This is a genomic window from Gluconobacter morbifer G707 (genome assembly GCF_000234355.1).
GTDB lineage: Bacteria > Pseudomonadota > Alphaproteobacteria > Acetobacterales > Acetobacteraceae > Gluconobacter > Gluconobacter morbifer.
In genome coordinates this window covers 1-22,116 of record NZ_AGQV01000006.1, presented here as the reverse complement: position 1 = coordinate 22,116, position 22,116 = coordinate 1, and the positions used below count along the sequence as shown (strand labels likewise).

Genomic DNA, 22,116 nt, shown 5'->3' with positions numbered 1-22,116 from the left:
CATTTTGGAATAGAATTGAAATTCTAAATACTACGTATCAGGAATAATACACACCGGTTCCGTTTTCTGAGACAGAAACATCTCAGGTCCCCTCTGTCCCCGAAAAGGATCATCCCCTGCAACGTTACCGTTGCAGGGGATGAAGTCCGGCACAGAAGATTGGATCAGAAGTTCACACCAGCCTGAAGGAAGACATAACGTCCTTCATAAAGATTACCGTAGAGCGCGGCAGCACTGTTATCCGTTGCACTGGCGACAAAAGGCGGTTTCTTGTCGAGCAGGTTGTTGACACCTCCCTGGAAATTCCAGTCTTTCCAGCGATACGATACAGTAACATCATGGGAGAAAATGCCCGGTGTGTTGGTGCGACCATAACCATTGGCGCGTGTCAGGTCACTGGTACCGTCATTCCAGACCATACCGCCGATATACTGCATCATATAGGTGATGCCGAAGGCGCCATGCTGCCAGCCGACAGTGGCATAATCACGAACTCGCGGCATACCGTAGCCCGACTGATACAGCATCCGTCCGGCATAGTTGTACCATGCGCCACCCGGCTCATACTGCTCAAGATAGCTGACCAGTTGCTGGAAGTTGTTGCTGAGGGTCAGCACATCCTGATGCGTCACACGGATACGGTAATCGAGATCGAAATCGATACCGCTCGTCTTCAGGCCACCGATATTTTCATACAGCGCCGACACAGAGTTGATCTGTCCCGTGCTGGAAACACGGGTGATGTCGCTACAATAGGACGTGTTCGCCCCCGTGTAGCACTCGTCCATGATATACTGCGTCGGCAGTTCGGAAATCATGTTCTTGAGTGTGTAGTGCCAGTATTCGACAGAAGCGGACAGACCCGGAATCCAGCGTGGCGTAATGACCGTACCAATCGTGTAGGTCTTGCCGGTTTCCGGACGCAGGGCGCTGTTGCCGCCTGAAAGCGTGGGCGTCTGGCCCGAATATGCCGAACTGAACGTGCTCGTGTTGATGCCCGCCTTGGCGCAGTTCGCCGCAACCATCGGCGACAGTGAGCCATAGGACGCCGCCTGCACGGAATCACAGGGGTCAGTTGCTGAAGCGTAACCAAGCGTCTGGCCGCCATACAGCTCATAGACGTTCGGCTGACGATAGGATGTGCCCAGCGTGGCGCGGAAGCGGATGTCCCGGATCGGCGCCCAGTTGATGGAGGCTTTCCAGTTCTTGGTGGCGCCGAAGGTGTTGTAGGACGAATACCGGCCCTGCGCGTCGAGTGTCAGATCCTTGGCGAGGAACGCATCCTTCAGGAGAGTGGCTTTACCTTCCAGATATCCCTCCGTCACGTTGAAGCCACCGCCCGTGTAGGACGCGGAGTTCGTCAACGTTTCGCCAGCCGCCACCAGCGGATCAGGCGAATAGGAAAGCTGCTCGCCACGATGTTCCATGCCCAGCGCAATACCCAGATCGCCACCGTTTTTCCACGGCATGTGCGCGACATGGTTGTTGTTGATGCGCAGGTTCAGATCCCGCAGCTGGTAATAATAATGATCGTGACTGGTATAGTTCGAATACGCCGCCGCCGCCGAAGACAGTTTCTCGAACGGGTTGGAAAGAACACAGCCGGCCGCCGCGTTGCAGACAGAGGGATTGTAGATCAGCGCACTGTCGGAATTTCCAGGTTCGGCCTGCTCCAGTCCATAAGTTTCCAGAAGCTTCTCATAATTTCCAATGCCAGACATCTGGCTCATGACCTGGTTCCAACCATAGGTATAGGACAGGTCATATTTCCAGCCATGCGTGATAAGCCCCTTCACACCGGCAATCCCGGTATAAGTATCGGAAGCCGTTTCAGTCCGCCGGTTTCCCCACTCCGACATGCGTTTATACATGGCCAGATCCTCACCAGTCGTATTGTAAGGATCGTTGGCAGGGATCTCCAGCGTGGTCGGCAGGGTTGAAGGATAGATACTGCCTTCAACCGGTTCCGGTGCCATCGTGGTGGAGGAGTCGCGATGGCTGTAGTTGAAATTGGCGTAAGGCGTGAAATGGTCATTGATGTCGTAATGGGCATCGAATGACAGGGTCGCATCCTGCAGGGAATTCGTCAGGGACTGGTCTGCACCGTAGTTATATCGGTCGGCGCTTGTGAAATTCTTGACCCCGCCATTGCCTGTCGCAACGAAGTCATCATTGCTGTTCAGGCCCAGAAACCGGCCAGCCGTCGGAATGGAAGAACCGAAAGCAACCTCTGAAGCGGAAGACGGATCATTGGACTGAACCGGATTGGCCCAAGCCCGGTTGCGCTGCATGATACCGGACTGCGTCATGTAGGAACCGGCAACCGTGACGTTGCCCCTGCCATGATCGAAGTTCCAGCCCTTGTAACCGGAAATCATGCCTGTCTCGCCGTCGCCACGGTCGGTGATGCCACCACGGATGGTGATGTTGGCATCGTTCAGGTTGTGCTTGAGCTTGATGTTGATGACGCCGGAGACCGCATCCGCACCATAAAGCTCGGAACCACCATCCTTCAGGATTTCAACGCTCGCCACCTGGTGAACGTTGATGGTGTTCATGTCAAAGCAGCTGCCTTCGCCATTGATGGCGGCGCGCTTGCCATCAACAAGCACCAGCACACGGCTCTGGCCAAGATTGCGGATATCCGTGCAGGACAGGCCCCCGGTGCCGTTTGTCTGGCTGTTCGTCGTACCCGACGACCCGATGGAAGGCAGACGCTGCAGGAAGTCTCCCAGTGTCGTGGCGCCGGTCTGCTCGATCTGCTTGCTGGTCACGACCTGAACCGGGTTCGCATTGGCATTGTTGGACGTGCTCAGAGCCGAACCCGTCACCACAACGCTTTCCGCGTTTCGGCCCTCGATGGAACGGAATGTATCCGCACTTGCCACTGTTCTGCGGGCCGGAGCCGTAACGGCCGGCGCTGTCGCCGTGGCACGGACAGGCTGTGAGGAGACCGGAGATGTGGTTTTCCGGGCAGACGAAACGGACCTGTTACGGGGCGTGGTGTGATGCCGGGTCGTACGCTGGGTCGTATCTGTGCCGGAAACTGTCTGCGCTCCAGCATCCGTTGCCAGTCCTGTTGCCAGAACCGACGCACAGAAAAGGAGCGCCCGTTTGCGATAAAAAGCCATATGGGCCTCGAAATGAAGGAATTTCTCTTGCCCGGAAAAGATGTGTTTAAAAACCAGATCTGTCCACGAAGAACATCATCAAACCAAAACAGAAAAACGAACTGTGTTCAAAACAACATAAAAGTAATACAGTTACAGAAACTTGGTTTCATTCTGGATTATATATGAATTTATCTGAAACGTTTCTTGGACATTTCATCTTGATACGCGACTGAATGTAACATTTGTAATTGGATTCCATCCGGCCTTTTTTCTGAGCGCCGGAGTCATTTTTATCTGGATCGGATTTCAGACCGGTAGAACAATGAAATTCACGATTGCGGAAAATGCCCGTTTCAGGACGTCGGCTCTGCCTCTGCGGAATGTTCCGATTCCAGAAGTTCAGGCTCAAGCTTCCGGACGACGCCAAAAGCTGTCAGCACCGCCAGCGATCCGAACAGCACCACCCCCAGCGACTGTCCCACCAGAATCCCCACCGGCCCATAAGCCGACCCGATCCAGACGAATGGAATGGTGCCCAGCGTTGCCCGCCCCCAGTTGAACGCGGTGGAATAAAGCGGATGGCCAAGATTGTTGAACGCCGTGTTCGCCACGAACAGCAGTCCGACGAACATGTAACTCAGGACCAGCCAGCAGCAGAACAGCCGCACGACATCCACACCCACGCCATGAACCGGGAAGACATGCAGCACCACATTATGCCCGGCAGCCAGAATGATCCATGTCACCGTCACGCACAGCACGGTCAGCTTCAGCGCCGCCAGCAGTGTTTCCTGCACCCGCCCGATCTGCCGGGCGCCCAGATTCTGGGCCATGATCGGCCCGACAGAACCGGTCAGGGCAAAAACAAGGGAAAAAGCCACCGGAACAATCCGGTCAATCGTCGCCTGCCCGGAAATGGCGTCCAGCCCGAACCGGGACATGGCATGTGTGACAAACAGTGCGCCCGTCGGCGTGGCAAGATTGGTGGCGATAGCTGGCAGAGCGATGCAGCCGATTTTCCGCAGGGCCGGACGAAAGGCAGACCGTTCAGGCCATTGCAGCATCGCATGGCCCCGCAGGTTCAGAAAACCGCTGCCCGTAATGGCACAGCGGGACAGGACGGTGCTGATCGCCGCCCCTTCAAGACCAAGATGTAGACCGAAAATCATGATCGGGTCGAGACAGGCTGCCACCACCGCGCCTGTCAGGGTCACCCGCATGGAACGTTTCGCATCCCCCACAGCCCGTAGCAGCGCCGAGAGCGCCATGCCGAGGCAGACAAGCGGCAAGGCGGGCGAAACAATATGCAGGAAGGTCGCAGCCTGCATCTGCGCGCCACCCTGCGCGCCCAGAAGCCCGAGAAGCGGCGTTGCAAACGTGGCCGTCAACAACCCCAGAACAGCCGTCACCCCCACCATGATAGCGATGAAAGCAGAGGCCAGCCGCCGCGCTTCAGCATGATCCCGCGCCCCGATCAGACGTCCTGTACAGGCTCCGAGTCCGATCGTCAGACCAATGGAAACAGCGACCTGCACGAAACTCAGGGACGTCGCAAACGCAATGCCGGCCGTCAGCGTCGGATCATGAAGATGGGAAATGTACCCATAATTCAGCAGATCGACCGCGAACACGGCCATCAGGCCGATGGCGCCTGTTCCGGCCATGGTGATGACATGTCGCATGATGCTGCCATGAACGAATCTTGCCGGTCTGACCGGGGAGTCGTCGGGAATGGCTGGCGAGGCGGAATCATCACAAGGCGCTGGCATGTCCCCGCATAGTGCCCGGTATCCATCCGGAGAGCCAGTGCCAGCCGGTATTTTTGCTCCGTCCCCGCTGTCAGTCTCCGTTGCCGCGGGGACAGGGGTGTAAGGACTTTATTAACGGTTCCTGTGGAATCCTCACGCTCCTGATCCCTGCTCGGGCGCATGGCCCGACATCTGAGCCCGCCGCGGAGTCCGTCATGTCGATCATCAATTCCCTCAATACCGCCGTCAGTGGCCTGAACTCCCAGTCCCACGCCTTCACCGACCTTTCGAACAACATCGCGAACAGCGACACGACCGGCTACAAGGCCAGTTCCACCAGTTTCGAGGACTTCGTAACCAGCAACCTGTTGGCGAATGACGGGAATTCCCTCAGCGACAGCGTGGAAGCCACGACCCGGCAGCACAATGACACCCAGGGTTCGGTCGTCAGTTCCACGAATTCCCTCGCTCTCGCCGTTTCCGGGAATGGTTTTTTCAATGTGGTGCAGAAATCCGGGACGGGCACTACAGGCAATCCCACGTTCAGCAGCCAGCAGTATTACACAAGGAATGGTGACTTCTCGAAAGACACAGACGGCTATCTCGTCAATACATCCGGATATTACCTGGAGGGATATAACGTCACCTCCTCGAACGGTGCCCTGAGCAGCGACCTGAAACCCATCCAGGTCAGCAACGTCAATTTCACTCCGACGAAAACAACCACACTCTCCCTGTCCTCCGCCATTGGGACCACCTCCGGCAGCGGGCAGACCAATACTTCCAGCGCCACCGTCTATGACAGCAGCGGCAATCCGTCCCAGACGCCCCTGAAACTGAACTGGACGCAGGACGCCCAGACACAGTCGGATACCGACAAGAGCCAGACAACATGGACTGTCACCAGCGATGCTGACGGCAGTACGCTCGGAACGGTCTCCTTCAGCACTTCCGACGGCTCCATCATCTCCGTCAACGGAACTTCGCAGGCCAAGGGCGCTTCCGCCACATTACCCTATACCGGTACGCCACAGGACATGACCGTCAGTCTGGGAACGATCGGCAGCACAAGTGGCGTCCACCTCGCGACATCCTCTTCGGACGTTACGATCGATCCGACCATGACGACAGACAGCGTGACCAGTGGAACCTATACCGGCATCTCCATGCAGTCGGATGGATCCGTCATGGCGAATTTCGACAATGGCCTGTCACAGCTCGTAGCCAAGGTCCCGCTGGCCACCTTCTCGGATGCGAATGGTCTCGCCGCCCAGAACGGGCAGGCCTACACGGCGACATCCAGCTCGGGCTCCCCACAGGTCAGCGCCGTCAACACCAATGGCGCCGGCACCCTCACCACAGGCTCCGTCGAGGAATCCACGACGGACCTGACAAGCGATCTCAGCAAACTGATCGTCGCGCAGCAGGCCTACGGGGCGAACACCAAGGTCGTCACTACGGCCGATCAGCTTCTCCAGACCACACTGGCGATGATCCAGTAAGACAACCGAACAGGAAATCCGCTTCGTGGGACTGAACAGCGCACTGTCTATCGCGGCATCCGGTCTGAATGCCGTTCAGAACGCCATGAACGTGGCCTCCAACAATGTATCCAATTCCGGAACGGCCGGCTACATCAGGGAAGTCGCGAACGTCCAGTCTACGGTGGCGGGCAATACGGGTTCCGGGGTTCGTGTCGCAGCCACCACGCTGGCCACCAGCGAGCAGCTTCAGAAAGCCCTGTACAGCCAGAATGCGGATGTGGCCTCGTACAGCACGACACAGACGGCCCTCTCCGCCATCACGGCCCTTCAGGGATCGACGAGCGCATCTTCCGGCAGCAGCGGTACCCTGCCCGACCTGCTGGGCAATCTCCAGTCCTCGCTGACAGCCCTCACCGCCATACCTACCAGCGCCTCCGCCCAGAACACCGTCCTCTCGGATGCGTCCAGTTTCTGTGACTCTGTCCACACCCTTGCCGATACCTACCAGCAGCAGCGCCAGACCGCACAGGATGGGATTGTCTCCTCCATTTCGGACATCAACACCGATCTGACGACGATCGGCACTCTCTCCACGCGCATCATGACCTTGAAAAGTCAGGATGCAGACACGGCCAGTCTGGAAAACCAGCGTTTCACGGCCCTTTCTTCCCTGTCCAGTGAACTCTCGGTCAACTGGTCCGTGACATCCAGCGGAGACATGTCGATTTCCACGGCCGATGGCATGACCCTCCCCACCCGGGACACGTCCTCCGCCAGCGGACCCACAATTTCCTCAGACTGGCCGCTCTCCACCTCCGGCATGCAGATCTCAGCCAGCAGCGTCTATCCCGGTAACGGAGACGCCAACAGCATTTCCGGCATCACCCTGAACGGCAAGGACATCACCAGCCATCTGACAGGCGGAACGCTGGGTGCGAACATCACCCTTCGGGATACGACCCTGCCCACGATGCAGGCCCAGCTGGACGCCTTTTCCTCCACCGTCGCCAGCCGTTTCCAGGCACAGGGCATGAGTCTTTTCACGATATCTTCCGATCAGGTGCCAGGCACGTCCCAGACAACACTGAGCCCCGATGGAAGCATCGGTTTATCACAGGATATCACGGTCTCTTCCACCTATACGAATGACCCGTCTCTCCTCGTTGACGGCAACAGCGCCGATACGGATACCGTCCAGAACGTCCTGAAATATTCCTTCGGAACGACACTGGCAGACGGGACGTCCCAGCCCGCCTCTCCCACTTCGGGTCTCGGGATGAGTGGGACGCTGGTAACGGGTTACAGCGGAAATCAGGGGCTGGTTTCTTTGGCAACAACTCTCACCGCCAACCAGGCGGCAACGGCCAGTAACGCCAGTACCGACCTCTCCTATGCCCAGACGTCACAGAGCAGCCTGTCCTCCGGCCTGTCCGAAACGTCTTCCGTTTCCGTTGATACGGAAATGGCGAACATCGTCACGTTGCAGAATGCCTATTCCGCGAATGCCAAGGTCATATCGACCGTCCAGACCATGTTCTCGGCTTTCCTCAATGCGATTGGAACCTGACGATGACGGGAACAGTTTCTTCTTTCGGTTTCGGTGGTCTGTCAGGCCAGATGCTGCTGGGGCTCCAGACCCTGACCAAATCCCAGAGCAGCCTTCAGGGTCAGACATCAACGGGTGTGACGGCTGACAGCTATGCCGGTCTCGGTTCAGCCCGCACACAGGCTCTGGCGCTTCAGCCTGCCATTACCCGGATTTCCTCCTGGAGCGGTAATGTCACCGCGGCCCAGAACAAACTGACCTCCACCCAGACGGCCCTGAGCCAGATTTCAGACATTGCCTCTGACCTGACCTCAACGCTTGGCGTCCTGAGCAGCACCTCATCCATCAGCACACAATCCGTCGTCACGGCATCGGCACAGGCAAAAAATGCCCTCTCCACACTGACGGGCCTCCTGAATACACAGCAGGGGGACACATACGTCTTCGCCGGACAGCAATCCTCTGTTGCTCCTGTCAGCGAAAACCTGGAGGGTTCGGACCTTTACACTCAGGTTGAGAATGCCGTCTCACAGCTTGGCACGAAAGATGCTTCCGCTGTTCTGAGCCAAGCCACCACATGCGCCGCAAACACCAAACCGGATAGCCCGTTTTCCGCATCCCTTTCGACTGATCCCGTATCCGCTGCCAATGAGAACCAGAAGATCGTGATGGGCCAGAACGAGACAGTCTCCGTTGGGCTGGTGGCCACGCAGGGAGAGGCAGCTTCAGCACTCTCCACCGGCTCTCCGGTCCGGGATCTCGTCAGGAACCTGATGATGGTAGCCTCGTTGGGCACTACCGATACAGGAAGCAGGGATTACACGGACATAATCCAGGATCTCCAGACTTCTACCCAGAATGTCACCTCAAGCCTTGCGGATATGAGTGGTGTCATGGGTGTACAGCAGGATTCCCTGACGACACACAGCTCCCTTCTGAGCCAGATGAGCAGTGCCCTGACGACACAGTTGGGCAATACGAAAGACGCCGATCTGGCGCAGGTCTCGACCCAGTTTACCGATACCAACAACCAGTTACAGGCTTCTTACTCCATTATTGCCGACATGAAGAGCATGACACTGGCCAGTTACCTCTGAGCAGATGTTGAAAAGAGGATTTTCAGGACGCATATCCTCATTAATTTCTTTAACGAGGAGGCGGACAAGACAATGAGCGAAACGGAAAACCAAAAACCAGCTGAAAAGCATGAGTTCAGCGCCGAGGTCGGTCGCCTGCTGGACCTTGTGGTTCACGCCCTTTATTCAGACCGTGAGATCTTCCTGCGTGAACTGGTGGCCAATGCCGCCGATGCGACGGACAAGAGGCGCTTTGAAGCCCTGACGGACCCGGCGCTGGCCCTGCCGGAAAATGCATCTATCCGCATCACGCCGGACAAGGCGGACAAGGATCTCATCATTTCCGATGACGGTCTGGGCATGTCCCATGATGAACTGGCCCAGAATCTCGGAACGATCGCCCGTTCTGGCACCAAGGCGTTTGGCGAGAAACTGACGGCGGCAAAGCCGGAAGAACGTCCCAGCCTCATCGGCCAGTTCGGTGTGGGATTCTATGCCGCATTCATGGTGGCGGATCGTGTGGACGTTACATCCCGCAAGGCCGGCACGGACGAGGCCTGGACCTGGTCTTCAGATGGCAAGGGTTCCTTCACCATTGCTCCCGCCTCCCGTTCCACACCGGGAACTGACATTGTCCTTCACATGAAGGACGACGCGACGGAATTCCTGGACAGCTGGCGCCTGCAATCCATCATCCGGAAATGGGCCGATCATATTTCCTGGCCCATCACTCTGCGTGAAACGAAGGAAGATGGTACGATTGAAGACAAATCCGCCAATGAGGGAACGGCCTTGTGGCGGAAGCCGAAGTCGGAAATCACGCCCGAACAATACACGGAATTCTATCGTCACATCGCACATGCGTTTGATGAGCCTTACGCCACGATGCACTGGCATGCGGAAGGCACGACTGAATTCACGGCCCTGCTGTTCCTGCCCAGCACGCGTCCGTTCGACTTCATGGAACAGTCTCGCGAGAGCAAGATCCATCTCCACGTCCGTCGCATGTTTATCACGGATGAAGCCGATCTGGTCCCGAGCTGGATGCGTTTCGTGCAGGGTGTGGTTGATACGGAAGACCTCCCGCTGAACGTCTCGCGTGAAATGTTGCAGGCGACGCCGGTGTTGGCCCGTATCCGCAAGGCCGTGACGAAACGGGTGCTCAGCGAGATCAGGAACCGTGCGAAAGAAGCAGACGCCGGATTCAATTCCTTCTGGGAAAACTTTGGCGCCGTCATCAAGGAAGGCCTGTGGGAAGACAGCGAACACCGGCAGGAAATCGCTGGTTTTGCCCGTTTTCATTCCACACATGGTGACGACCTGACGACGCTGGATGACTATATTTCCCGGATGAAAGACGGACAGGATGTCATCTATTACCTGACGGGTGACAACCTGGACGCCCTGAAGGCATCCGCACAGCTGGAAGGCTTCCGCGCCCGTGGTCTAGAAGTCCTGCTGCTTTCCGATCCGGTTGACGGTTTCTGGCCGGAGCGGCTCGGGACCTACAAGGAAAAGACCCTGCGTTCCGTGACCCACTCCCATGGGGATCTGGAGAAGTTCGAAGCCGAGAACGAGGACAAGAGCCAACCGGCTGATGTCGAGAAACTCGTTCCGGCTCTGAAGGAAGCCCTAGGCGATGAAGTCAAGGATGTCCGCAGCACGGTCCGCCTGACGGGAAGCGCAGTGGTCATTACGTCCGAAGGGGGCCCCGACCTCGCCATGCAGCGCCTGATGCGCCGCTCGGGTCAGGCCCTCCCACCGATGCCGCCTATTCTGGAAATCAATCCGCGCCATCCGCTGATCCGTGCGCTGGCGGAGCGTGTGGCCAAGGGCGAAAGCATCAAGGACCATGCGCAGGTTCTGCTGGATCTCGCCCGTGTCCAGGAAGGCGAGCCGCTGCCTGATCCGACCGGCTTCGCCCGCATTCTGGCTGGTCTGCTGGCCGGTTCCACCGCAGGCTGACAGAAGAGGCTTCGGCATCTTGCAAAAAAGGCGGGGTTCTTGCCCCGCCTTTTCTTTATTGTGCTCTCCTGCGAAAATGAAAACGCCATTCCTGTAGCAACGCCGGAGAAAGACAGGTCGTGATCGATGATTTCCGCTTTGGACGTGTGACGGTCATCGGAGACCTGCTGCTGGATCAGTATATTTCCGGGAGCGTCAGCCGGATTTCACCGGAGGCCCCGGTTCCTGTCGTCCTGCATGACGATTTCCGGCTTGTGCCCGGCGGAGCGGCCAATGTGGCTGTTAATGCAGCGGCTCTGGGCGCGGAAGTCCGGCTTGTCGGGCTTGTGGGTGAGGATGATGCCGCCCGGCAACTTCGTGCTGCCCTTCAGGACAGGCGCGGAGTCAGACTGGAAGGGATCGTGTCTTCACCGGACTGGACGACTATCACCAAGACCCGCATCGTCAGTGGCCGCCAGCAGATCGTCCGGATCGATGTCGAAAAAATTCTCCCCTTAGAGAAAGAGACCCGTCAGGCCCTGATCCGCGCCGCGGAAGAAGCCATTGTGGAATCCGATGTTGTCGTCTGCTCGGATTATGCCAAGGGCGTACTGGATGATGACGTCCTGAAAGCCGTGATTGCTGCCGGGCGGGCACGCGGTATTCCAGTCATTGTCGATCCCAAGCGCCCAACTTTCGAAGCCTATCGCGGGGCGACGCTCATCACCCCCAACCGGCTGGAGGCGGAACAGGCCAGTGGCCTTCCCGTCCGGACGGATGCCGAAGTGCTCCAGGTTGCGGAGACACTGTCCGGACAGTTTGGGGGTGATGTGCTCGTGACCCGTTCCGAAGACGGCATGACACTCTGGCGCAGGACCGGAAACGCCACACATGTCGCGACCCGCAGGACGGAAGTCTTCGATGTGTCTGGTGCGGGGGATACTGTTGTGGCGACGGTGGCAGCCGTGCTGTCGGCCGGTCAGCCGCTTGAAACAGCTGTGGTTATCGCCACGGCCGCAGCCTCCATTTCTGTCAGCAAACTCGGAACGGCCGTCGTCTCCCGGGAAGAGCTGACTCGCGAACTGCTTCAGGAAATTCCGGAATCCGGCGCGCTTGTGCCGTTGCAGCAGGCCGTACGCATCGTGGAAGACTGGCATCGTCATGGCGCGAAGGTCGTCTTCACCAATGGCTGTTTCGACCTGCTTCATCCGGGGCATGTCGCGCTCATTCAGGCCGCCGCCCGTGAGGGCGACAGGCTGATCGTGGCGCTGAATACGGATCGCTCGGTTTCACACCTGAAAGGACCCTCGCGTCCCATCCAGTCCGAACAGGCCCGCGCAACCGTCATGGGAGCGCTGCGTCAGGTGGATCTGGTCGTCCTGTTCGATGAAGAGACCCCGCTTGAAACCATTCGCGCCCTTCAGCCCGATGTCTTGGTGAAAGGGGCTGACTATACGGAAGATCAGGTTGTGGGAGCGGACGTCGTGAAGGCGAGGGGCGGTCGCGTGGTTCTGGCGCAATTGGTCGCCGGGCAGTCCACCACGCGCCTTGTCAGTGAAACACGGAAAACGCCGGCCTGACCTCTGCTCCCGGTCGACACAGGATCAGGCGGACAGGCGTTTCTGCCGGATATCACGGGGCGAGACCCCGAATTTCTGCCTGAAGCGCCGCGAGAAATGGGCGGCGTTCCGGAAACCATGCCGCAGGGCAATATCTGCGATGGTCAGGGCATCATGGGCAGGGTCCGTCAGATCGGCATGGATGCGTTCCAGACGCCTGTTCAGGATCCAACCCGCAACCGCACCGGGCTCACCATCAAAAAGCTGATAAAGGGCCCGGGCCGAAATGCCGTAAGCACTGGCAATGGTCTGCGGTGTGAGGTCCGGTTCATGAAGGCGGGCCTCGATATAATGGCGGATATGCTTCTGACGATGACGTCGCCGTCCCGCGACGCTGACCTCCAGATCCAGCGCATCCAGAAGCGTGGTCATCAGCAGGTCTGTCATATGCTGGAACAGGCGCTGACGTGTCTGGACGAGACTGTCCGACAGCTTGCCCTGTTCCATCAACCTCGCCGTCATCAGCAGGAATGTGCCGGGGCCGGCTTCCGTCGGGAAAGAAACAGTCGGCAATCCGCTCAGAACCGGCAGATGGCGCAGGAGCGCGCTGCGGATAACGGTCAGGAGAAAGAACTCCGGACTGTCCGGATCAGCGTCTCTATCCTGCCGCTCATCGGCCAGCTGCTGCTGAAAATCGGCAAGCTGTGCCGCATCGAGAAACAGCCGTCCACCCGTGTTTTCGGTCATCAGACAGACGGCCTGTCCACGCCCGAAAGCCGCTTTCATGTCTCCACGCGGAAAGGCTTCGAACCTGCTGACAAGCGGGCTCAGGCCCCGTGGCTGACCAGCCAGCGTGGCCAGTGGGATGATGCGGTGTGCAGACAGGTCTTCGGAAGGCATGTCAGTCATGGTGAGACCGTGAACTCATGGGCCGGAAAGCCGGGCAGGAAAATACCCGAAGATATTTCCCAGACGTTATTGGAAGATTTCGACAAAGACATAGGCAAGACACAGGGCAATATAAATAGATATTATTTATTTTTTATTGTGTCACAGAAAACAGAGTTTGTTTGTTTCTGATGAAATAGACCCTTTCAGGGTCATAAATTAATTTTCACAGTATTTGTTCCGATTTTGACGAAATGGACAATTCTCTCGCCTGTTTGCTGATCCGGGTATGATGTGTAAAGAAAAGAACCTGTGTTTTCTCCGAAAGTTCCGCAAGGATCCGTAATCCGGCCGCCGTCCTCCTGTCATCGAACGTGATGAACAGGTCATCCGCCAGGAAGGGAAGCCTGATGCCGCGATCCAGCGCCTGCTCCACGGATGCCAGACGCAGGGCAAGGTAAAGCTGGTCCCGCGTGCCTTCACTCATGGCATGGACAGGGACGAGTGCCCGGTCCCCGGGCAGACGTCCGGCCAGCAGCAGACTGTCGCCGCCGTCATCGTCCATGGCCAGCCCGGCATAATGGTTCAGCGTCAGGCGGGAAAACAGGGCGCCAGCCCGCGCCAGCAGGGGGCCATGCGCTTTCTGTCGCCTGTCTTCAACAAGGCGGCGCAGGAGCAGATGCTGGAGCCGGAGGGAAACATACCGGCTGGCATGGTCCGTCAGTTCCGCTTCCACCGTCTGGATGCGTTCCGCCGTTTCATGCGCGCCCTTCCGGTTTACCAGGGCAGAGAGCGCCTGCCGCGCTTCCCAGAGGACCCGGTCGGTCTCGGAGCGGCGATCATTCAGGTCTTTGGCCTGACTTTCCAGACGGTTGTAATCATGTTCCAGCGTCTCCACGTCCGACTGTGCCGCTTCCTGACGCAGGGTCTCGAGAGACCGCCCGTTACCGGCCTGAAGGATGGCCGTCCGGAAGTGCTCGCATTGCTGAAGGCGCTCTGCCCGGGCGCGGGCCTGCGCGAGACAGGCACTGAAATCATCGTCTTCCGTTTTGCACAGACGCTGATGAAGGGTGGAGAGATCGGCCTGGAGGGCTGAAAGGCGCACCTGACGCTCTTCCAGGTCCTTCCGGTGACCCGCTTCCGTCTCGCGCAGGGTCTGCCGGCGCTGTTCGGCCTCCCGGGCCTGTTCCAGCAGCGCGCAGAGCGCTTCCAGAGAAGGCTGGCCATAGCGTTCGAGAAGCGGGGTCAACGTGCTGTCAAACCGGGCGGCGCGCTGTTCGATGTCCGCAAATTCCGCCTCTTCCTTGGGAAGACGGATCTGAAGCGTGCGGGCTTCCCGGATGTCTTCGAGATCCGCCCGCGTGGCCTGCCCCGGATAGCGTGTGTCCGTACAGACAGCTTTCCAGTCCTCTTCCCAGATGGCCTGTTCGTCCTGCATGGCCGAAAGACGCGCGGTTTCAGTTCCGATCTCGTCCCGCAGACGTCCCTGCTGGTCCTGCTTTTCGCGCAGGGCCTTCAGCTGGGCCTCCTGTTCTCCCAGAAGCGTTATGGCATGGTTCATCCAGAAGGAGAGGGATGCATGGGGAAGAGCACCCGTGAAAGGTTCCAGCAGCGCCATCGCTTCTGCCCGGCGCCGTTCTTCATCCCGCAGGCTGTTTTTCAGGCTCTGGATGCTCTGGATGAGGGCAAGCACGCTGTCGCGCCTGTCCATCCAGTCCAGCAGGACCACAGGTGGGAGCAGGGGGGTGCCTAGGGCCTGAAGATGCGCGTTCCAGTCGGTCCGCAGGGCCGTCAGTCCGGTTTCGGCCATCTCTGCCGTATCCAGCGCCTGCGCGGCGAGAAGATCCTGTTCCCGGATGCGGGCCTTCAGGTCATTCAGCCGCCCTGACAGCTCAGCATGGGCATGACGGCGGTCCGCCAGTGTGTCGGCTTCCCGGACAAGCACTTCGAACGCCTCCAGCACGGGCAATGCAGGAACATGCCCGGTCCGCAGGGTATCTTGCAGACCTTCCCATGCACTGTCCCGGTTCTGCCGGGCCTGAAGAAGCTGCTCGCGTGAGACGGCCTGACCGTCCTGTTCCAGCCGGCACTGTTCCTCTTTCAGCCGCGCGGACTCATGCCGTGCTGCGTGAACGGTATCCTGCGCCTGACGCTGCCTGTCTTCCTGCGTCTTCCAGAGCTGCCCAGTTTCCTCGACCTGCCGCCGGGGCGGGAGCGCCATGCCCTCCAGTGCCTGCGCCGCAGCAGGTCCGGGCGGTGTCCAGGGGGCAAGCTGGAGAAACGCCGTGTCCAGACGGTGTATCGCGGCTTCAAGCTCGGCCCGGCGGTCATCAACGGTCCTGTCGATCGGCCCCAGAGCCCGTGCATAGTCAATCCCGAGCCGCAGATGACGGATCCGGTCCTCGTTCTGCCGGATGTCCTCTTCCCCGGAAGATCGGGAACAGGCGGCGAGATTGCGCTGCGCGTCCATCAGACGAGCCTGAACGTCGCGGATACGAGCCACCAGCTGCTCCCGCCGGTCCAGCGCCTTCTGAAGACGCTCGAGTGCCGCGACATCAGGCAGTTCGCAGGGCGCACTTCCGTGCCGTGACCAGAACTGCTCCAGCCAGATCCGGTCACGGCGGATACGCTCCTGCCGGTCCATCTTCCGGTCGCGGTCCTGTGCCAGTGCAACGGCGTCCTGGGTCAGTCTGGCGATAATGGTTTTTTCCGCCAGTACCGGCGCAACCGGTCCAAGCTCTTCAATCTGGGCAAGAGCCGTCCGGAGCCAGGCTGCAGTAGTCTGGCAGGCCAGTTCTTCCTCCCGGATGGCCTTAAGGGTGTTTTCCGCCCGGGCGCACTCTTCCAGCGTCACATCCGGCACCGGATAGGCTGCCAGTTCGGCTTCCAGCGTGACAAGCTGCCGGTAGGGAACGGCAATGGTCCGCAGGCGCGCATTGTCGCGCAGTTGCGCGCTCAGGGTCTGGTAGTCGTTCTCGCAGGCCTGACGGGCAGCTTCCGCCTCCGCGACCGCTTTCTGTGCATCGGTCAGTTCCCGGGGCGTGATCGCATCAGCGCGGAGATCCCGCGTCAGGTCCGTCAGTTCGCGCCGCGCCAGCGCCATGGCGCTTTTGCTGCCCCCCTTGCGCCATTCGGCGTTCATGTCCTTTTCCAGGGCCGCCGAAAGCGCACTGACACCACCCAGTCCCAGCCCGGCCGCAAGGATCTGCAGTCCGGCATCATCCTTCAGTCGGCGCATTTCCTCACCGCCATTTCGCAGGCGTGTATGATCGAGGGCCCAGCCCGCTTCGAATCCCTTCGCGTCCAGATTGCCGAGCCAGTTCCGCAGCAGGGCGTCATCAGCCGCCGTCTCGTCATCGGGCATATAGAATGTCTGGTTGCGGCCCCGCCTGCGGATGCCGGACAGAACCGTACCGTCACGCTCCAGACAGCCACCGATCCGTAGAAGCGGTCCCGCCGTCACCCAGTCCGCTCCGACATGATGGGGAAAGCCAAACAGGAAGTCCCGGATGGCTGCAAGGGTAGTCGATTTTCCCGCCTCGTTGTCTCCGTAGAGGATATGAAGGTCCTGTTTCCCGTTCGGGAACGTCAGGCTCCGGTCCTGAAAGCCGCCATACCGCAGAAGATCCAGCCGTTCGAAACGCATCAGGCAATGTCTCCCAGGAGGCGCGCGCGCAGGGCCGTCTTTGCCTGTTCAAGCGGCCATTTGCCATCGCCATCCAGCAGACTGTCCCGCTCCACACAGGCGGGCAGGGCGGACAGGAAAGTTTCGAATGCCTCGGGCAGGCCGTCCAGGAATTCCGGATCGGAGAGAAGACCCTCCAGCGCCGCGTCCAGTTCCTCTGTATTCGCCTGATCCGCCGGGCGGCGCAGGGGTGATGTCCGGTCCATGATTTTTTCGACAGCGATCTGGCCAGCACTCCCGCTGAGGGAAATGGCAATACCACGGATCTCGTCATGCCACTGGACGGAGGCGCATAAGCGGTCATGCAGGGCCGTACGTCCCGTCAGGATCACACGCACCACGACGGTCCGTCCTGCCGCCTGATCCTGCAATGCCTCCATCTTCCGGCGAAGAAGCACCGTCAGCCCGTCCATGTCCTCCACGACGTCCAGCGGCAGCGTCAGATGCTCCCAGCGCACCACATCGCATTCCACGAAATCGACACTCCGGACAGCCCGGTCTTCCACGGCCACCATCATGGCGCCGCACGGCCCGGTCTCGCGGGCATGACGCCCCTGGAGAACACCCGGGAACACGACCCATGGATGCTCGCAGACGGTCTGCCGGGCATGGACATGACCGAGTGCCCAGTAATCATAACCTTTTGCCGAAAGTGCCTCGATGGAGCAGGGTGCGTAGGTTTCATGCTCCCCATAACCGGAGAGAGACGTGTGGAGCACGCCGATGTTGAAGTATCCGGGAAGAGGCGCGGGATAGGCGGCCGTCATGTCCTTTTTGACGTGCCGGTCCCGGAAGCTCTGTCCATGGAGCGCTACCTTCAGGCCTTCCAGCACGATGGTGCGCGGGTGATCATAGGGGAAGTGGTCGATCCCCTCGGGCAGGGGTAGCTCCCGCGCGATGACGGACTGCGCGTCATGGTTGCCGGAAAGCGTGATGACGCGAATACCCGCCTGTGCCAGCCGGCTGAGGGCGCGGAGCATGTACAGGCCGGTCCCGACATCCTGCCATGTCCCGTCATACAGATCCCCTGCAAGGATGACGAAGGCCACGTCCCGTTCCAGTGCGGTTTCAACCAGCCGGTCCAGGGCCCGGCGGGTTGCCCCCCGGATTTCGTCTACCGGAAGGCCTTCGTATCGGCCCAGACCCCGGAGAGGACTATCAAGATGGATGTCGGCAGCATGAAGAAAACGGAAGCAGGACATGCATCTATCCTACCCTTCCTCAGGGAAGGGGCCAATCCTTCCCCGTGACGACGGCTCAGAGCGCGTCGATATAATCGTCGATGATGCTGGTGAGATTGGCGCCAAGCCAGTCGGCAGACGTGATTTCCTCGTCCCGCAGGCAGGTGAGGATCTTCACGTCCTCCGCAAAGCCCAGACGGGAGGCAAGACGGATCAGTGTTTCGAAGGAAGCCAGTTGATGCGCCCTGTAGCCTACGGTTTTAAGCGTTCTCTGGAGAATGTCGTCGTCGTCTCCGCCATGCAGGAAGCTGGAAACGGTGCTGAGGACAGAAGATACGGTCTCATGCGGGACAGGCGGATGATGGCCATGGCGGGCAAGGATGATCGTGATTTCGTTGACATGGCTGCGGCCCATGGTCAGATCCTGCTCCAGCCGCGCGCTCAGGCGCGCCTGCTGTTCGCAGGCAGGCAGGTCGGACAGGGCGTTTTCAACGGCCCTCGTCTCGATGGCGAGATGACCCCGCAGACAGTCAACATAAACATCCAAGGCTGTCCGCTCCGTGGATTTCGCTTTGCCGCCCATGGTTTCCCTCTTCCGTCCCGGTGCGCCTCAATTGTCCATATCCTTTTGTCAGGCGCAAGAGAGCGCCGCAACGGCAGGAATATCCGGAACAGGGAACGCGACTGCGTCAGGAGGGAGGGCCGGACAGGCCGCTGGAGTCAGGAAGGTCATTGGACATTGGCACGGCATATTGTGTCCAGGCGCAGCGTCTGGACCCGGCAGATGAAATCCGGCTGGCAGCCCTGACGGACAGTCTGGCGGATCATGTCAGGCAGGGTGCTTTCAGGACACTGGGGGTGTGTCGGACAGGTCACAATCCTTCAAATTTGATTGACATCATCATGGCATGAAGGTTCATGACGGGCCTGACGGTGTCCGTGACCAGCGGACTTAAAAAGGGAACGCAGTGAAATGCTGCGGCTGCCCCCGCAACTGTAAGTATCGCCATCCACAGGGATGGAGGATCGTCAGGGCCATAAAACCACTGGCAGACTGTTTTTCTGCTGGGAAGGGGGCGCTGACCCGGTACGAGCCAGGAGACCTGCCGTCGCAGGAGTTGTCCGAAAGACGGGCCGGCCGGGGTGTGCCGGAACGCCAGACCGACCCGTTGCCGGGGTGACGTCTGTTTTTCTGAGGACAACGTCGTGTTTGACGAGGTCAGAAGACTCCATGTCCCGTATTTCCCTTGTGCTTCTTGGGTCCAGCATGATGGTGGCTGTTCCTGCCATGGCGCAGGACCAGACAGCTCCGGACCAGACCGCCTCCACCCAGACTACTCCCGCCCGGGCCAGAAAACCGGTGCACCAGCACGTCACCACCCGGTCTGCAAGCACAACCGCCCCCGAAACGGTCACGGTCACGGCCGATCGTATCCCGCACGATGTCAGCCAGGTGGGATCGCAGGTCACGGTGATCACGCAGCGGGACATCGAAGTGCTGCAACGGCGTGACCTGTCAGACCTTCTGGTCCGTCAGCCCGGCCTCAACATGGTGCGGACAGGTGGCCCGGGGGGAACAGGCTCCATTTTCATGCGGGGCATCAACTCGAACGAGGTGAAGGTCCGGCTTGATGGCATGGACATCAACGATCCCTCGACGCCCGGTGGCGCTTTTGATCCTGCACAGTTCCTGACGGACGGTCTGGCACGGGTGGAAATCCTGCGCGGGCCGCAGAGCGGCCTGTATGGCGCGGATGCGATGGGCGGCGTGATCGACATGACGACGAAGCAGGGGCAGGGCCCCCTGCACGGGTTCGTGCGTCTGGAAGGGGGAAGCTATTCCACCAAGAACCAGACGGCCGGACTGTCAGGGTCCGTGAACCGTTTCCATTACATGGTGGAAGTTTCCCATAACCACGTCGGGGACTATCAGGCCATTCCAAGGAACCTGCGTGACAAGGTGAAGGACCACGACGTCGCCTCGAACCGGAATGACAACCGGACGGCCAATGTCCGTCTCGGCTATGACGTGACGGACAACTTCGATCTGGGGTTCACGGCCCACCTGACACAGTCCGATTACGAATATGCAGCGGATGATTACAGCATCTATCCCGAACTCCCCACCAATCAGCAGAACGAAAGTGACCTCAAGCAGGCCATCCTGCGGGGAACAGCCCATCTGAAATCCTTTCAGGGCGTATTCGAACAGACGCTGGGCGTCGGATACATCACCTATCGCCGCCATGACATCACGGCAGGCGATCCGGAGATCGCTTCCAACCGTGGTGACCGCCTGAAAGTGGACTGGCAGGGCCTGACCCATCTGGGTCACAACGGGTCTTTCCTCGTGGGTTACGATTATATCCGCGAACGCATCATGACGCCGATCGATGCCCAGACGACGACCCACGCCGCATGGGGACAGCTGGAAGGTCACTGGCATGACATCCTGTTCGGTTCGGCCAATATCCGCTATGATAACAACTCCCGCTACGGTGACTATGTCACCTGGCGCGTTGCTCCGGCCGTCAAGATTCCCGGTACGGGCCTGACGCTGAAAGCCAGTGGCGGCACCGGCTTCCACGGCCCGTCCCTCAATCAGCTTTTCGTCAGCTATCCGGCCTATTACTTCCTCGCCAACCCGAAACTCCGGGCGGAACGCCTGATCGGGTTTGACGCCGGGTTCGAGGAACGTCTTCTGGATGGCCGTCTGACATTCGGCGCGAATTATTACGGAAATCATGTCCGCAACCTGATCGACACCGGACTGTCCGGTTATAACTATACTTATGTAAACGTCGCCCGCGCTCAGACACATGGTGTGGAAGCATTCGTGGATTACCGTCTGCGCAAGGATGTCGACCTGCGCGGCACCTATACCTGGACCGTGGCCACGAACAGGGCGACGGGGGCCGCCCTGACCCGGCGTCCGCGCCACAAGGCGACCGCCAGCATCGTCTGGACGCCGACCAAGCGCCTGACCGTGACGCCAAGCCTGCTCTATGTCAGCGGCTGGCATGATTACGATCGTTATGACATCAGTTCCGTCATCGCCCATGACTACGTGACGGTGAATGTCGCGGTCGAATACAAGTTGGCCAGTTTCGTCACGCTCTTTGCCCGTGGAGACAATCTCGGGAACCGCTATTATGAAAATCCCGTGGGTTACCTCCAGCCCGGTCGGTCTTTTTATGGTGGCGTAACATTTGGGCTGTAAGGCAACAGTGCTGAAACGGGTGGCTTCTGGCGTCCCCATGATGCTCGCGGCGGTGCTTCTGACCGTTTCCGCCCGGGCGGCGCATCCCCGTTTCATATCGCTGAACCTCTGCACGGACCAGCTCCTGCTGGAGCTGGCGGACCCGGCTGATATTGCCGGTCTCAGTCCGTTGGCGACAGATTGTGCGGAATCTGTCCTGTGCCGGAAAGCACGGGGCTTTCCCATCCAGCGGGCGGGCGGGGAGGACCTCATCACCGCCCATCCGACCGTCGTGTTTGACGGAACATGGCGCAAGCCCACTGTCTCGCTCGTCACTGACGCGCTGCATGTTCCACTCGTCCAGCTTTCCGGCGTGACGGGCCTGAAGGATATCCCCACCCAGATCCGTACGGTCGCCCGCGCCATTCACGAACAGGATCGCGGTGAGCGTCTCATTCAGGCGTTCGAGGCGCGGCTGGCCACGCTTCATCCGGCGCATCCTGAAAAGATCCTGAGCGTGGCGGTCATCGGGGCCAACATGACCGATGAGGGCACAGGCCTGATGCAGGATCTTCTGACCCTGTCAGGATTTCATCCCCTCGCGTCCCAGCGCGCGGACGGAACCATGCCGCTCGAACAGCTTGTCGCCCGCTCTCCGGATCTTGTCGTCACGGCCCTGATTTCCGAAGGGCC

The 22,116-nt window shown here is 59.4% G+C and carries 14 protein-coding genes and 1 riboswitch; of the genes, 8 read left to right on the top strand and 6 right to left on the bottom strand.

The window, feature by feature from the left end:
* Window positions 1–164 precede the first annotated feature (164 nt).
* Together GMO_RS08935 and GMO_RS08930 are read right to left on the bottom strand one after the other, a co-directional pair.
* Window positions 165–3,131, bottom strand: a complete 2,967-nt coding sequence (locus GMO_RS08935; protein WP_008852051.1) for a TonB-dependent receptor domain-containing protein — start codon at window positions 3,129–3,131, stop codon at window positions 165–167.
* A gap of 335 nt (window positions 3,132–3,466) precedes the next feature.
* Window positions 3,467–4,795 (bottom strand): MATE family efflux transporter, encoded by a 1,329-nt coding sequence (locus tag GMO_RS08930; RefSeq protein WP_050801454.1) that lies wholly within the window; start codon window positions 4,793–4,795, stop codon window positions 3,467–3,469.
* A gap of 281 nt (window positions 4,796–5,076) precedes the next feature.
* On the opposite strand from GMO_RS08930, the gene flgE reads away from it, so the two are divergent.
* The 5 genes from flgE to rfaE1 all read left to right on the top strand — a co-directional run bounded on the left by flgE (window position 5,077) and on the right by rfaE1 (window position 12,491).
* A complete protein-coding gene (flgE, locus tag GMO_RS08925; RefSeq protein WP_008852048.1) occupies window positions 5,077–6,363 on the top strand; it encodes a flagellar hook protein FlgE in 1,287 nt (428 codons plus the stop codon).
* Window positions 6,364–6,388: 25 nt separating this feature from the next.
* Window positions 6,389–7,912: a flagellar hook-associated protein FlgK gene (gene flgK, locus GMO_RS08920; RefSeq protein ID WP_008852047.1), complete on the top strand. Its 1,524-nt coding sequence runs from the start codon at window positions 6,389–6,391 to the stop codon at window positions 7,910–7,912.
* A 2-nt stretch (window positions 7,913–7,914) separates the two neighbouring features.
* Window positions 7,915–8,988, top strand: a complete 1,074-nt coding sequence (locus tag GMO_RS08915) for a flagellin (RefSeq protein WP_008852046.1) — start codon at window positions 7,915–7,917, stop codon at window positions 8,986–8,988.
* 72 nt (window positions 8,989–9,060) lie between these two features.
* Window positions 9,061–10,932, top strand: coding sequence for a molecular chaperone HtpG (gene htpG / locus GMO_RS08910; RefSeq protein WP_008852045.1), 1,872 nt, complete (start codon window positions 9,061–9,063; stop codon window positions 10,930–10,932).
* 119 nt (window positions 10,933–11,051) lie between these two features.
* The gene (gene rfaE1, locus GMO_RS08905) at window positions 11,052–12,491 is read left to right on the top strand and encodes a D-glycero-beta-D-manno-heptose-7-phosphate kinase (protein ID WP_008852044.1); all 1,440 of its coding nucleotides are present in this window, start codon (window positions 11,052–11,054) and stop codon (window positions 12,489–12,491) included.
* A gap of 24 nt (window positions 12,492–12,515) precedes the next feature.
* Here the strand turns inward: rfaE1 and GMO_RS08900 are convergent, their stop codons facing one another.
* The 4 genes from GMO_RS08900 to GMO_RS08885 form a co-directional block, all read right to left on the bottom strand.
* Window positions 12,516–13,379, bottom strand: coding sequence for a helix-turn-helix domain-containing protein (locus GMO_RS08900; protein ID WP_008852043.1), 864 nt, complete (start codon window positions 13,377–13,379; stop codon window positions 12,516–12,518).
* Between the two features lie 205 nt (window positions 13,380–13,584).
* Window positions 13,585–17,004 carry a YhaN family protein gene (locus GMO_RS08895; RefSeq protein ID WP_008852041.1) on the bottom strand — a complete coding sequence of 1,140 codons (3,420 nt, stop codon included), beginning with the start codon at window positions 17,002–17,004 and terminating at the stop codon, window positions 13,585–13,587.
* Window positions 17,004–18,245: a metallophosphoesterase family protein gene (locus GMO_RS08890; protein WP_008852040.1), complete on the bottom strand. Its 1,242-nt coding sequence runs from the start codon at window positions 18,243–18,245 to the stop codon at window positions 17,004–17,006. The genes GMO_RS08895 and GMO_RS08890 overlap by 1 nt, the downstream gene beginning before the upstream one ends.
* A gap of 55 nt (window positions 18,246–18,300) precedes the next feature.
* Window positions 18,301–18,807 (bottom strand): DUF892 family protein, encoded by a 507-nt coding sequence (locus tag GMO_RS08885; protein WP_008852039.1) that lies wholly within the window; start codon window positions 18,805–18,807, stop codon window positions 18,301–18,303.
* A gap of 149 nt (window positions 18,808–18,956) precedes the next feature.
* Between GMO_RS08885 and GMO_RS08880 the strand changes: the two genes are divergently transcribed.
* The 3 genes from GMO_RS08880 to GMO_RS08870 all read left to right on the top strand — a co-directional run.
* A complete protein-coding gene (locus tag GMO_RS08880; RefSeq protein WP_008852038.1) occupies window positions 18,957–19,136 on the top strand; it encodes a hypothetical protein in 180 nt (59 codons plus the stop codon).
* Between the two features lie 2 nt (window positions 19,137–19,138).
* Window positions 19,139–19,349: riboswitch (cobalamin riboswitch) on the top strand.
* 106 nt (window positions 19,350–19,455) lie between these two features.
* On the top strand, window positions 19,456–21,444 hold the full coding sequence (locus GMO_RS08875; protein WP_008852036.1) for a TonB-dependent receptor plug domain-containing protein: 1,989 nt from the start codon (window positions 19,456–19,458) through the stop codon (window positions 21,442–21,444).
* 37 nt (window positions 21,445–21,481) lie between these two features.
* Window positions 21,482–22,116 (top strand): ABC transporter substrate-binding protein (locus GMO_RS08870; protein WP_050801451.1); only part of this gene is annotated, 635 nt, incomplete at its 3' end.

Coding starts and splice junctions, on each gene's coding strand:
- GMO_RS08935 (WP_008852051.1), bottom strand. CDS start 3,131: ATGGCTTTTTATCGCAAACGGGCGCTCCTTTTCTGTGCGTCGGTTCTG.
- GMO_RS08930 (WP_050801454.1), bottom strand. CDS start 4,795: ATGCGACATGTCATCACCATGGCCGGAACAGGCGCCATCGGCCTGATG.
- flgE (WP_008852048.1), top strand. CDS start 5,077: ATGTCGATCATCAATTCCCTCAATACCGCCGTCAGTGGCCTGAACTCC.
- GMO_RS08915 (WP_008852046.1), top strand. CDS start 7,915: ATGACGGGAACAGTTTCTTCTTTCGGTTTCGGTGGTCTGTCAGGCCAG.
- htpG (WP_008852045.1), top strand. CDS start 9,061: ATGAGCGAAACGGAAAACCAAAAACCAGCTGAAAAGCATGAGTTCAGC.
- GMO_RS08900 (WP_008852043.1), bottom strand. CDS start 13,379: ATGACTGACATGCCTTCCGAAGACCTGTCTGCACACCGCATCATCCCA.
- GMO_RS08895 (WP_008852041.1), bottom strand. CDS start 17,004: ATGCGTTTCGAACGGCTGGATCTTCTGCGGTATGGCGGCTTTCAGGAC.
- GMO_RS08890 (WP_008852040.1), bottom strand. CDS start 18,245: ATGTCCTGCTTCCGTTTTCTTCATGCTGCCGACATCCATCTTGATAGT.
- GMO_RS08885 (WP_008852039.1), bottom strand. CDS start 18,807: ATGGGCGGCAAAGCGAAATCCACGGAGCGGACAGCCTTGGATGTTTAT.
- GMO_RS08875 (WP_008852036.1), top strand. CDS start 19,456: ATGTCCCGTATTTCCCTTGTGCTTCTTGGGTCCAGCATGATGGTGGCT.